At 64.6% G+C, this 12,982-nt stretch carries 13 protein-coding genes; all 13 read left to right on the forward strand.

Features of this window, described 5'->3' with window-relative positions:
- The first annotated feature begins 13 nt into the window (after positions 1-13).
- Positions 14-1,003 carry a LysR family transcriptional regulator gene (locus tag F624_RS0114260; RefSeq protein ID WP_019574993.1) on the forward strand — a complete coding sequence of 330 codons (990 nt, stop codon included), beginning with the start codon at positions 14-16 and terminating at the stop codon, positions 1,001-1,003.
- A gap of 33 nt (positions 1,004-1,036) precedes the next feature.
- Entirely contained in the window at positions 1,037-2,458 is a 1,422-nt protein-coding gene (gene leuC, locus F624_RS0114265; protein WP_019574994.1) for a 3-isopropylmalate dehydratase large subunit, read from the forward strand.
- A gap of 20 nt (positions 2,459-2,478) precedes the next feature.
- Positions 2,479-2,607, forward strand: coding sequence for an entericidin A/B family lipoprotein (locus F624_RS0114270; protein WP_019574995.1), 129 nt, complete (start codon positions 2,479-2,481; stop codon positions 2,605-2,607).
- A 21-nt stretch (positions 2,608-2,628) separates the two neighbouring features.
- Positions 2,629-3,279 carry a 3-isopropylmalate dehydratase small subunit gene (leuD, locus tag F624_RS0114275; protein WP_019574996.1) on the forward strand — a complete coding sequence of 217 codons (651 nt, stop codon included), beginning with the start codon at positions 2,629-2,631 and terminating at the stop codon, positions 3,277-3,279.
- Between the two features lie 65 nt (positions 3,280-3,344).
- Positions 3,345-4,433, forward strand: coding sequence for a 3-isopropylmalate dehydrogenase (gene leuB / locus F624_RS0114280; RefSeq protein ID WP_019574997.1), 1,089 nt, complete (start codon positions 3,345-3,347; stop codon positions 4,431-4,433).
- 81 nt (positions 4,434-4,514) lie between these two features.
- A complete protein-coding gene (gene asd, locus F624_RS0114285) occupies positions 4,515-5,651 on the forward strand; it encodes an aspartate-semialdehyde dehydrogenase (RefSeq protein WP_031255030.1) in 1,137 nt (378 codons plus the stop codon).
- A gap of 197 nt (positions 5,652-5,848) precedes the next feature.
- A complete protein-coding gene (locus F624_RS36385; RefSeq protein ID WP_342663586.1) occupies positions 5,849-7,195 on the forward strand; it encodes a type IV pilus assembly protein FimV in 1,347 nt (448 codons plus the stop codon).
- Positions 7,192-8,394, forward strand: a complete 1,203-nt coding sequence (locus tag F624_RS36390; protein ID WP_342663587.1) for a motility hub landmark protein FimV — start codon at positions 7,192-7,194, stop codon at positions 8,392-8,394. The genes F624_RS36385 and F624_RS36390 overlap by 4 nt, the downstream gene beginning before the upstream one ends.
- Positions 8,395-8,423: 29 nt before the next feature.
- Positions 8,424-9,257: a tRNA pseudouridine(38-40) synthase TruA gene (gene truA / locus F624_RS0114295; RefSeq protein ID WP_019574999.1), complete on the forward strand. Its 834-nt coding sequence runs from the start codon at positions 8,424-8,426 to the stop codon at positions 9,255-9,257.
- Entirely contained in the window at positions 9,254-9,979 is a 726-nt protein-coding gene (locus F624_RS0114300; protein ID WP_019575000.1) for a phosphoribosylanthranilate isomerase, read from the forward strand. The genes truA and F624_RS0114300 overlap by 4 nt, the downstream gene beginning before the upstream one ends.
- Positions 9,957-11,240: a tryptophan synthase subunit beta gene (gene trpB / locus F624_RS0114305; protein WP_019575001.1), complete on the forward strand. Its 1,284-nt coding sequence runs from the start codon at positions 9,957-9,959 to the stop codon at positions 11,238-11,240. Before F624_RS0114300 ends, trpB begins: the two co-directional genes overlap by 23 nt.
- Entirely contained in the window at positions 11,237-12,055 is an 819-nt protein-coding gene (trpA, locus tag F624_RS0114310) for a tryptophan synthase subunit alpha (protein ID WP_019575002.1), read from the forward strand. Before trpB ends, trpA begins: the two co-directional genes overlap by 4 nt.
- Before the next feature lie 28 nt (positions 12,056-12,083).
- Positions 12,084-12,956 (forward strand): acetyl-CoA carboxylase, carboxyltransferase subunit beta, encoded by an 873-nt coding sequence (accD, locus tag F624_RS0114315; RefSeq protein ID WP_019575003.1) that lies wholly within the window; start codon positions 12,084-12,086, stop codon positions 12,954-12,956.
- Positions 12,957-12,982 lie beyond the last annotated feature (26 nt).

Below are 12,982 nucleotides of genomic sequence, written 5' to 3' on the forward strand. Positions count from 1 at the left end.
ATGAAAACACCCCATGAAAAGCTCTGAGCGCAACTTTGCCCGCCGAATCGACCTGACCTCGCTGCAGCTGTTCGTGGCCGTCTGCGAGTTGGGCAGCATCGGCAAGGCCGCCGAGCGCGAATTCATCGCCGCCTCGGCCGTCAGCAAGCGCCTGAGCGACCTGGAAGCCACGGTCGACACCCAGCTGCTGTACCGGCACAGCCGCGGCGTGCGCCTGACCCCGGCTGGCGAGAGCCTGCTGCACCACGCCCGCACCGTGTTGTATGGCCTGGAGAAGATGCAGGGCGAGTTGAGCGAATACGCCGATGGGGTGCGCGGGCACGTGCGCATCCACGCCAATATTTCAGCCATCGTGCAGTTTCTGCCCGAAGACCTGGGCGCCTTCACCCGCCAGCACGAGCAGATCAAGATCGACCTCGAAGAACACCTGAGCCCGGACGTCATGCAGGCTGTGACCGAGGGGGCCGCCGACCTGGGCATCTGCCACGTGCGAGATCAGGCCAGCACCGGCACGCCGCTGCAGACCCTGCCCTACCGGGAAGACCGCCTGGTGCTGGTGGTGCCGCAACATCACCCGCTGGCCCAACAGGACAGCGCCCACTTCGCCGACGTGCTCGACCACGACATCGTGGGCCTGCACGCCAACAGCAGCATCAGCCTGGCCATGCAGCAGGCCGCAGCGCGCGCCGGGCGCGCGCTGAAGTTGCGCATCCAGGTCACCGGGCTGGATGCCATGTACCGCATGATCGACAACGGCCTGGGCGTGGGCGTGTTGCCCGACCGGGCCTTTGCCCTGATGCAAGGCGTTGGCCAGCTGCAGGCCGTGGCGCTGAAAGACGAGTGGGCCCACCGCGAACTGCGCATCGTGGCCCGCGACTTCCAGGCCCTGCCCATGACCGCCCGCCTGCTGGCCGACCACCTGCGGGCCAGCAGCCCGCCGCCACTACCCCATGCGGCCGGCATGGTGGGCACCGCCCTGCCTGCCGAGCCCCTGCCCGCCTAAAATCACCCTCCTCACGAAAGACCAGAGACCACCATGGGACGCACCCTTTACGACAAGATCTGGGACGAGCACGTCGTCCACACCGAAGAAGACGGCACCGCCGTGCTCTACATCGACCGCCACCTGGTGCACGAAGTGACCAGCCCGCAAGCCTTTGAAGGCCTGCGCGAGGCCGGCCGCAAGGTCTGGCGCGTGAGCTCCATCGTGGCCACCGCCGACCACAACACCCCCACCACCGGCTGGGAGCTGGGCTACGACGGCATCACCGACCCGATCAGCAAAGAGCAGATCACCACGCTGGACAGCAACATCAAGGAATTCGGTGCTGCGGCCTTCTTCCCCTTCATGTCCAAGCGCCAGGGCATCGTGCACGTGATCGGCCCCGAAAACGGCGCCACCCTGCCGGGCATGACCGTGGTCTGCGGTGATTCGCACACCTCCACCCATGGCGCCTTCGGTGCGCTCGCCCACGGCATCGGCACCAGCGAAGTCGAACACGTGATGGCCACCCAGACCCTGCTGGCCAAGAAGGCCAAGAACCTGCTGATCAAGGTGGAAGGCAACGTGGCCAAGGGCGTCACCGCCAAGGACATCGTGCTGGCCATCATCGGCAAGATCGGCACGGCAGGCGGCACCGGCTACACCATCGAGTTTGCCGGCTCGGCCATCCGTGCCCTGTCCATGGAAGGCCGCATGACCGTGTGCAACATGGCCATCGAGGCCGGCGCACGCGCCGGTCTGGTGGCGGTGGACGACAAGACCATCGACTACGTCAAGGGCCGCCCGCTGGCGCCCTCGGGCGTCGAGCTGGAACACGCCATCACCTACTGGAAGACCCTGCACTCCGACGCTGACGCCACGTTCGACGCCGTGGTCGAGCTGGATGCGGCGCAGATCGTGCCGCAGGTCACCTGGGGCACCTCGCCCGAAATGGTGCTGGGCGTGGACGCCCGCATCCCCGACCCCGACAAGGAAAAAGACGCCAACAAGCGCGGCGCCATCGAACGCGCCCTGACCTACATGGGGCTGGAGCCCGGCAAGCCGATCAATGACATCTTTGTCGACAAGGTGTTCATCGGCTCGTGCACCAACAGCCGCATCGAAGACATGCGCGAAGCCGCTGCCGTGGTGAAGAAGCTGGGCCAGAAAGTGGCCAAGAACATCTTGGTGGCCATGGTGGTGCCCGGCTCCGGCCTGGTGAAGGAACAGGCCGAGCGCGAAGGCCTGGACCAGATCTTCAAGGCCGCCGGCTTTGAATGGCGCGAACCCGGCTGCTCGATGTGCCTGGCCATGAACGCCGACCGCCTGGAGCCCGGCGAGCGCTGCGCCTCCACCAGCAACCGCAATTTCGAAGGCCGCCAGGGCGCCGGTGGCCGCACCCACCTGGTGAGCCCGGCCATGGCCGCCGCCGCCGCCGTGCACGGCCACTTCGTCGACATCCGCCAATTCGCCTGACCCAGAAGGAGACCCTTGCCATGAACCGCATCACCACCTTCCTGACCCTGTCTGCCCTGGTGGCCCTGATGGGCTGCAACACCGTCAAGGGCCTGGGCGAAGACGTCCAGAAAGCCGGCTCGGCAATCGAAAACGCGGCCAAAAAGTAAGCCACAAGGCCCTGACTCATCATGCAAAAATTCACCGTACACAAGGGCATCGTGGCCCCGATGGACCGCGAGAACGTCGACACCGACGCGATCATTCCCAAGCAGTTCCTGAAGTCGATCCGCAAGACCGGCTTTGGCCCCAACCTGTTTGACGAATGGCGCTACCTGGACCACGGCGAGCCCGGCCAGGACCCGGCCAGCCGCAAGCCCAACCCCGACTTCGTGCTGAACCTGCCGCGCTATGCCGGCGCCTCGGTGCTGCTGGCCCGCAAGAACTTTGGCTGCGGCTCCTCACGCGAGCACGCGCCCTGGGCCCTGGACCAGTTCGGCTTTCGCGCCATCATTGCGCCCAGCTTTGCCGACATCTTCTTCAACAACAGCTTCAAGAACGGCCTGCTGCCCATCGTGTTGCCCGAAAGCACCGTGGCGCAACTGTTCGATGCCGTGCTGGCCTTCCCGGGCTACCAGCTCACCATCGACCTGGAACGCCAGGTCATCGTGCGCCCGCAAGGCGAAGAAATCCCGTTCGAGGTCAATGCCTTCCGCAAATACTGCCTGCTCAACGGCCTGGACGACATTGGCCTGACCCTGCGTCACGCCGACAAGATCAAGCTGTTCGAGGCCGAACGCCTGGCCCAGAAGCCCTGGCTGGCCCAGACCATGATCGGCTGATCGCCCGCCTCATTTAACGAATTCAACCCAGGCCGACCCAGGTCGGCCTCACCCTGATCCATCCCATGAAAATCGCAATCCTGCCGGGTGACGGCATTGGCACAGAAATCGTCGCCGAGGCCGTCAAGGTCCTGAACGTGCTGGACCTCCAGTTTGAAACCGAAACCGCCCTGGTGGGCGGCGCCGCCTACGAGGCCCACGGCCACCCGCTGCCCGAATCGACCCTGAAGCTGGCCAAAGAGGCCGATGCCATCCTGTTCGGCGCCGTGGGCGACTGGAAATACGACAAGCTCGACCGCCCCCTGCGCCCTGAGCAGGCCATTCTGGGCCTGCGCAAGAACCTGGGCCTGTTTGCCAACTTCCGCCCCGCCATCTGCTACGAGCAGCTCGTGGGCGCCTCCAGCCTCAAGCCAGAGCTGATCGCCGGTCTGGACATCCTGATCATCCGCGAGCTGACGGGCGACATCTACTTCGGTCAACCCCGGGGTCGCCGCACCGCGGTGGACGGCCACTTCCCCGGCGCCGAAGAAGCCTTCGACACCATGCGCTACTCGCGCCCTGAAGTGGAACGCATCGCCCATGTGGCCTTCCAGGCGGCCCGCAAGCGCAGCAAGCGCGTGACCAGCGTGGACAAGGCCAACGTGCTCGAAACCTTCCAGTTCTGGAAGGACATCATGATCGAAGTGGGCCAGCAGTACCCCGACGTGGAACTCGACCACATGTACGTCGACAACGCGGCCATGCAACTGGTCAAGGCGCCGAAGAAATTCGACGTGGTGGTGACCGGCAACATGTTCGGCGACATCCTGTCCGACGAAGCGGCCATGTTGACCGGCTCCATCGGCATGCTGCCCTCGGCCAGCCTGAATTCGAGCAACCAGGGCCTGTACGAACCGAGCCACGGCAGCGCCCCCGACATCGCGGGCAAGGGCATCGCCAATCCTTTGGCTACAATACTGTCCGCTGCCATGATGCTCCGCTTCTCCCTCAACCAAGCCGAAGCCGCCGACCGAATCGAGTCCGCGGTGCAATCGGTGCTGGCTGCTGGCCTCAGAACCGTTGACATCTACTCGGAAGGCACCACCAAGGTCAGCACCCGCGAGATGGGTGATGCCGTGGTGGCCGCCATGACCAAGACGACCATTAAAGGCTAAGCAGTAGCCCGGTTCGTCACGCCCTCCCCGGCCCGACGAGCCGGGGTGAAGAAGATTTCATTTTTCTGAAAGGGCAATGTGATGAAGGTAGGTAATCTTGTAGGTTTGGTGGGTTGGCGCGGCATGGTCGGCTCGGTGCTGATCGACCGCATGACGGCTGAAGGCGACTTCGGCCTGATCGAACCCGTTTTCTTCTCGACGTCGAATGCCGGTGGCAAGGCCCCCGCGCAAGCCAAGAACGAAACCGTTCTGCAAGACGCCTACGACATCGCAGCCCTCAAGCGCTGCGACATCATCATCACCGCCCAAGGCGGCGACTACACCACCGAAGTGTTCCCCAAGCTGCGTGCAGCGGGCTGGAACGGCCACTGGATCGACGCGGCCTCCACGCTGCGCATGAAGGACGACGCCGTCATCATCCTGGACCCGGTGAACCTGCCCGTGATCCAGAGCGCGCTCGCCAAGGGCGGCAACAACTGGGTGGGCGGCAACTGCACCGTCAGCTGCATGCTGATGGGTGTGGGCGCGCTGTACAAGGCAGGCCTGGTCGAATGGATGTCCACCCAGACCTACCAAGCCGCATCGGGCGGCGGCGCTCAGCACATGCGTGAGCTGCTGACCCAGTTCGGCACCCTGAACGCCGAAGTGCGCAACCTGCTGGACGACCCCAAGAGCGCCATCCTGGAAATCGACCGCAAGGTCATCGCCAAGCAGCGCAGCCTCAGCGAAGCTGAAACTGCCAACTTCGGCGTGCCCCTGGGTGGCAGCCTGATCCCCTGGATCGACAAGGACCTGGGCAACGGCGTCAGCCGCGAAGAATGGAAGGGCATGGCCGAGACCAACAAGATCCTGGGCATCGGTGAAGGCTTCAACGCCCCCGCCATCCCGGTCGACGGTTTCTGCGTGCGCGTGGGTGCCATGCGCTGCCACAGCCAGGCCCTGACCTTCAAGCTCAAGAAGGACGTGCCCGTGGCCGACATCGAAGCCATGATCGCCGCCGACAACCCCTGGGCCAAGGTGGTCCCCAACACCCGTGAAGCCACCATCAAGGACCTGACCCCGGTGGCCGTGACCGGCACCCTGACGATTCCCGTGGGCCGCGTGCGCAAGCTCGCCATGGGCCCGGAGTACGTGGGCGCCTTCACCATCGGCGACCAGTTGCTGTGGGGTGCTGCAGAGCCGCTGCGCCGCATGCTGCGCATCCTGTTGGACGCGTGATCTATTTACAAAGGTAACCAAACGAAACCGCCCGGACGTTGTCAATTGGCAACGTCCGGGCGGCTCCGTTAGCAGACCTCAAAGCGTGCCGCAAGCTTCCAAGGCACGTCAGCTTGTCAGCATAAGGCCTTGATGCTATGGTGCTTTTTCACTATTTGAGTTCGGGACAAGTTACAAATGTTGAAAAAAGATTTGCCATGCAACCTGCTCCCGAGCGCCAAGGCATGAAGAACCCCGCAAGCAAGAATCGTTGGCAATGCACGGCCCTGGCAGCTCTGCTGCTCTGCTCGGCCGGCCTGTGGGGCGTTGACGCCCAGGCACTGACGCTGGGCAAGCTGACGGTTCAGTCCGCCCTGGGCGAACCCTTGCGCGCCGACATTGAACTGCCCGATATCACCAGCGCGGAATTCGACAGCCTCAAGGCCACACCAGCCAACTCATCAGCCTTCAGAGCGGCCGGCTTTGAATACAACCCTGCCATCTCGGGCATGAACATCGACGTGGTGCGCCGAGCTGACGGGCGCGCCTTTCTGCAAATCAAAAGCGACCGCGTCATCAACGATCCGTTTCTCGACCTGATTCTGGAAGCGAACTGGGCATCGGGTCGCATCGTGCGCGACTACACCCTGTTGTTTGATCCGCCGGCAGCACGCCAGGCCCCCTCCAGCCCGATCAACCCGGCGCAGGCCTCGGCCCCGCCGGCTCGGTCCGCCCCACCCGTGGTGCTGGCCCCTCAACCCGCATCGCCTCCACCGGCCCCCAATCGTCCGATCGCACCTGCTGTGGTGGCAAAGCCTTCCCCGGCCCGGCCCCTGTCGCCGCCTGCAGACACACTCACGGTCAAGCAGGGCGACACTGCCGGGCGCATTGCCGCCAGCATCAAGCAGCCGCAGGTCTCTCTCGACCAGATGCTGGTCGCTCTGATGCGGGCCAATCCTGATGCGTTCCTGCACGGCAATGTGAATCGCATCAAGGCCGGCGCCGTGCTGGCCTTGCCGGACAACGCCAGTGCCGAGTCGGTGCCAGCCGCAGAAGCACGCCAGATCATCCAGGCGCAAAGCCGCGACTTCAACGATTTCCGGCGCAAGCTGGCAGATCAGGCCCCTCAGGTGAAGGTCGCCGCCGCCGAACGCAGTGCCAGTGGACAGGTTCAGACCCAGGTCGAAGAAAAAAAACCTGCCACGGCCGCACCCGACAAGCTCACTTTGTCCAAGGGCGCACTGGAAGCGAAGAAGGGCGACGCCGCCGCCGAGCAAAAGATTGCTGAAGAAAAGCAAGCCAAGGCACAAGCCGAGCGGACCGCTGAGCTGAACAAGAACCTGGCCGACTTGAACAAAGTCAGCGCCTCTGCACCTGCACCTGCACCTGCACCTGCACCTGCACCTGCACCTGCCGCAGATGCTCCGCCCCCCCCGCAGCACCTGCGGTCACGGCACCCACACCCACCCCAGCCCCCGAGGCACCGAAAGCACCTCCGCCGCCCCCCCCCAAACCTGCAGCCCCCCCGGTGGCGCCAGCGCCTCCAGAAGAGGCCGGCCTTTTGAGCTTCCTGGGTGATGATCCTTTGATTCCCGCTGCAGGCGGCGGCATCCTGGCCCTGCTGGCGGGCTTGGTGGCCTACCGATTCATCAAGCGGCGCCGCGCCAACCATGTGGACAGCTCATTCCTGGAAAGCAAGCTGCAACCTGACTCGTTCTTCGGAGCCAGCGGGGGGCAGCGAATTGACACCAATGACTCGACCAATGGCTCCTCGTCCATGGCGTATTCGCCCAGTCAGTTGGATGCAGGTGACGTCGACCCCGTGGCCGAAGCCGATGTCTACTTGGCCTATGGGCGGGACCTGCAAGCTGAAGAGATCCTCAAGGAAGCCCTGAAGATCAATCCCAACCGCGCGGCCATCCACGCCAAGCTCGTTGAAATCTATGCCAAGCGGCGTGACGTGGTGGCGGTCAACGCCACGGCGCTGGAGGCGTTCAAACTCACCCAGGGCCATGCCCCCGAATGGGACCGCATCCGCGAGCTGGGCCATGAGTTGGACCCAACCAACCCGCTGTACACCGATGGTGGCTTGCCTGAAGCGACGGCTCCTCGGGAGGGCCCCACGTCCGTGCCGTTCTCGGCCCCGACCCAACCTCTCAGCCCGGACCTGGATCTGGACCTCGATTTGGACCTGCCACTGGACGATGCTCCGTCGCAACCCGCTCCTGCACCCCTGCCCTCGGATGATCCGTTTGGCGACCTGAACTTGGACCTTGAACCGCCACCGGCTGCCGTTCTGGAGCCCGAGGACGCGCCTCTGCCCCCATCGGATGACATCAGCATTGATCTCACCGAGGAACTTGATTTTCCCAGCAGCAATGCCACCGAGCCGGCACGCCTCACCCCGGTTGAATCCGAGGTCGCGGCAGCCCCCGACTCGGGCATGATCGAGTTCGACCTCGATTCGCTGTCGATGGAACTCGAAAAGACCGTGGAGCCAACCCAGGTCACCCCGTTGCCCGAGCCCCTGCCAGAGATTTCCGATCCCGCGCCCCAGGTGGAACCCACACTGGACCTGGAAGATGACGATGACGAACTCGACATCCACCCAGAAGACCCGCTGGCCACCAAGCTAGCGCTGGCCGAAGAGTTCAACGCCATTGGCGACGCCGACGGTGCCCGGGCCTTGGTGGAAGAAGTGATCGCCGAGGCCACCGGGGCGCTCAAGACCAAAGCCGAGCGCCTGCTCGAGCAACTGGCTTGAAGGCCCAGCCGACCGACCCCAGGCCCCCCGTGCGCATGGCCCTGGGTGTGAGCTACCAGGGGCGTGCCTATGCGGGCTGGCAAAGCCAGCCCACCGTGCCCACCGTGCAGGATGCGCTTGAGAAAGCCCTGGCGCGCTTCGTGGACAGCCCCATCGTCACCCTGTGTGCCGGCCGCACCGATGCGGGCGTGCACGGTCTGATGCAGGTGGTGCATTTCGACACCCATGCCGACCGGCCTGATTTCTCCTGGGTGCGGGGCGTCAACACCTTTTTGCCGTCCGACATCGCAGTGCAATGGGCTCGGCATGTGCCGCAGAGCTTCCACTCCCGGGCCTGCGCACTGCGGCGACGCTACGTGTACGTGGTGCTGCAGTCGCCGGTGCGGCCCAGCCTGGAAGCCGGTGCCGTGGGCTGGGTGTTCCGCAAGCTCGACCACGAAGCCATGAACAAGGCCGCGCAATTGCTGGTGGGCGAGCATGATTTCAGCTCCTTCAGGGCCTCGGCCTGCCAGGCGCTGACCCCTGTCAAGACGCTCTACCACGTCCACATTCACCGCCGCCCCGGGCGCCCCATCGACGACGGCAGCGCCGACACGCGCCACAGCTTCGAGCCCTGCTACTGGCGCTTCGAGTTCGAGGGCAATGCCTTTTTGCACCACATGATCCGCAACATCATGGGTTGCCTGCTGATGATCGGCCAGGGCCTCAAGCCGCCCGAGTGGATGGCCCAGGTGCTGGAAGCGCGCTCACGCGATGCGGCAGCCCCCACCTTCTCGCCCGACGGGCTGTACTTCGCAGGGCCGGTCTATGGCCCTCAATGGGGCCTGCCCGAGCGCACCCCCGCCTATGATTGGCTGCCATGAACCCGCCCCTTCCCCCACTGCACCGCACCCGCATCAAGATCTGCGGCATCACCCGTGAAGAAGACCTGGATGCCGTGGTGGCCGCCGGGGCCGACGCGGTGGGCTTTGTGCTCTACCCGCCCAGCCCGCGCTTTGTGAGCCCGGCCCGCGCGGCCGAACTGGCGCGACGGCTGCCGCCTTTCGTGACCCCGGTGCTGCTGTTCGTCAATGCGCCCGCCGCAGAGGTTCAGGCGGCCAGCGCTCAAGTGCCCGGCGCACTGCTGCAGTTTCATGGCGATGAAAGCCAGGCAGACTGCCTGGCCGCTGCAGGCCCCGCCGGGCGCAATTGGGTCAAAGCAGCACGAATTCCTCTCGGACCGGAGGCCCAGGCCTTCGACCTCGTAAAATACGCGGCAGATTACTCAGAAGCCAGTGCCATCCTGCTCGACGCCCATGTCGACGGCTACGGTGGCAGCGGCAAAACATTCAATTGGTCACTTCTTCCACCAAACGTCAGCTCTCACCTCGTTTTGTCTGGTGGACTCACGCCTGCAAACGTGACCGATGGCATCTTGCAAGTGCGCCCGCGTTGCCCCACGCTGGCCGTTGATGTGAGCTCGGGGGTCGAGGTGTCCAAGGGCATCAAGTCACCCGAAAAAATCTTCCAGTTCGTCACCGCCGTGCGTGCGGCCGACGAGCAACTTGCAAAGAGTTTTCAACATGTTCGAGTACCAACAACCTGATGCCTCCGGGCATTTCGGCCCCTATGGCGGCAGTTTTGCCAGCGAAACCCTCACCCATGCGCTGACCGAGCTGCGCGAGGCCTACGCCAAGTACCAGCACGACCCGGCCTTCCTGGCCGAATTCCGCTACGAGCTGGCCCACTTCGTCGGCCGCCCTTCGCCGGTCTACCACGCAGCCCGCATGAGCCGCGAAATGGGCGGCGCGCAGATCTTCCTCAAGCGTGAAGACCTCAACCACACCGGCGCCCACAAGGTGAACAACACCATCGGGCAGGCCATGCTGGCCAAGCGCATGGGCAAGCCCCGCGTGATTGCCGAAACCGGTGCCGGCCAACACGGCGTGGCCACCGCCACCATCTGCGCCCGCTATGGGCTGGAATGCGTGGTGTACATGGGCAGCGAAGACGTCAAGCGCCAAAGCCCCAACGTGTACCGCATGCACCTGCTGGGTGCCAAGGTGGTACCGGTCGATTCGGGCAGCAAAACCCTGAAGGACGCGCTCAACGAAGCCATGCGTGACTGGGTCACCAACGTCGAAAACACCTTCTACATCATCGGCACGGTGGCAGGCCCGGCGCCCTACCCTGCCATGGTGCGCGACTTCCAGAGCGTGATCGGTGAAGAGTGCCTGACCCAGATGCCGGCCCTGTTCAAGCACCTGCAGATGGCCGCCGAGCAGCCCGACGTGGTAGTGGCCTGCGTGGGGGGTGGCAGCAATGCCATGGGCATCTTCTACCCCTACATCCCGCACGAGAAAACCCGCCTGATCGGTGTCGAAGCCGCCGGCGAAGGGCTGGACAGCGGCAAGCACTCGGCCTCGCTGCAAAAGGGCAGCCCGGGCGTGCTGCATGGCAACCGCACCTACATCCTGCAAGACGACAACGGCCAGATCACCGAAACCCACAGCGTGAGTGCCGGCCTGGACTACCCCGGCGTGGGCCCGGAGCACGCCTACCTGAAGGACATCGGCCGGGCCGAGTACGTGGGCATCACCGACCGCGAAGCGCTCGACGCCTTCCATTACCTGTGCCGCACCGAGGGCATCATTCCCGCGCTCGAATCCAGCCATGCCGTGGCCTACGCCATGAAGCTGGCCAAGACCATGCGACCCGACCAATCCATCCTGGTCAACCTGTCGGGCCGTGGCGACAAGGACATCGGCACCGTGGCCGACCTGAGCCAGGCCGAGTTCTTCTGCCGCCCCAGCTGCCGCGGCCAATCCGTCAAAGGCGCCGAACAAGTCATGCAGGTGGTGAAATGAGCCGAATCGAAGCAACCCTCCAGGCCCTGAAGGCCCAAGGTCGAAAGGCCCTGATCCCTTATGTGACGGCTGGTTTTCCGCAAGCCGACATCACCCCCGACCTGATGCACGCCATGGCGGCTGCCGGGGCCGACATCATCGAGCTGGGGGTGCCGTTCTCGGACCCGATGGCCGATGGCCCGGTGATCCAGCGTGCCGGTGAGAAGGCCCTGACCTTCGGCATCGGCACGGCCCAGGTGCTGGCCATGGTCAAAACCTTCCGCGAGCGCGACAACCGCACCCCGGTGGTGCTGATGGGCTATGCCAACCCGGTGGAGCGCTACGACCAGAAGCACGGTGACAACGCCTTCATCCGCGACGCCGCTGCTTCTGGCGTGGATGGCGTGCTGATCGTCGACTACCCGCCCGAGGAATGCCGCGACTTCGCCACCCGCCTCAAAGCGGCCGGCCTGGACCTGATCTTCCTGCTGGCCCCCACCAGCACCGACGAACGCATCCAGCAAGTGGCCGAGGTGGCCACCGGCTATGTGTACTACGTGTCACTCAAGGGCGTGACGGGGGCGGGCCACCTGGACACCGACGCGGTGGAGGCGGCGCTGCCCAAGATCCGCAAGCATGTCAAAATCCCGGTTGGCGTGGGCTTTGGCATCCGTGATGCCCAGACCGCTGTCGCGGTGTCCCGCGTTGCCGATGCCGTGGTCATCGGCAGCAAGATCATCCAGCTGATCGAAGACCTGCCACGCGAAGAAGCGATTGCCCAGTGCAGCAGCTTCCTCGCCGGCGTCCGATCGGCACTGAACCAAAGCCAGGCCTGAACAAGCCCCTGGCACCAAGGAGAAACGCATGAGCTGGCTCGAAAAACTGCTACCGGCCAAGATCCAACAGACCAACCCCAGCGAGCGCCGCAGTGTGCCCGAAGGGCTGTGGATCAAGTGCCCCAGCTGTGAATCGGTGCTGTACAAGACCGATCTGGAACACAACCAGAACGTCTGCCCCACCTGCGGTCACCACCACCGCATCGGCGCCCGGGCCCGGCTCAATGCCTTCCTCGATGCCGAAGGCCGCTACGAAATCGGCCAGGAGGTGATCCCGGTCGACGCCCTCAAGTTCAAGGACAGCCGCAAGTACCCCGAGCGCCTGAAAGAGGCCCTGGAGAACACCGGCGAAACCGACGCCCTGGTGGTGATCGGCGGCTCGGTGCACAGCATCAACCTGGTCGCAGCCTGCTTTGAATTCGACTTCATGGGCGGCAGCATGGGCTCGGTGGTGGGCGAGCGCTTTGTGCGCGGTGTCGAGACCGCCATCGAGCAAAAGGTGCCCTTCCTGTGCTTCACGGCCACAGGTGGCGCCCGCATGCAGGAAGGCCTGCTGTCCCTGATGCAGATGGCCAAGACCAACGCTGCCCTGACGCGGCTGGCCAAGAAGGGCCTGCCCTACATCAGCGTGCTGACCGACCCGACCATGGGTGGCGTGAGCGCCGGTTTCGCCTTTGTGGGTGACATCGTGATCGCCGAACCCAAGGCCCTGATCGGCTTTGCCGGCCCGCGCGTGATCGAATCCACCGTGCGGGTGACCCTGCCTGAGGGCTTCCAGCGGGCCGAGTTCCTGCAATCCAAGGGTGCTGTCGACTTCATCTGCGATCGCCGGGAACTGCGCAAGACCGTGGCCAGCGCGCTGGCCATGCTGCAGCGCCAGCCGGCCGACGCCGTGCTCTGAACCAGCGACGTCCATCCCATCCAGAA

This window comes from Curvibacter lanceolatus ATCC 14669 (assembly GCF_000381265.1).
In the GTDB taxonomy this organism is placed as follows: Bacteria; Pseudomonadota; Gammaproteobacteria; order Burkholderiales; family Burkholderiaceae_C; genus Curvibacter; species Curvibacter lanceolatus.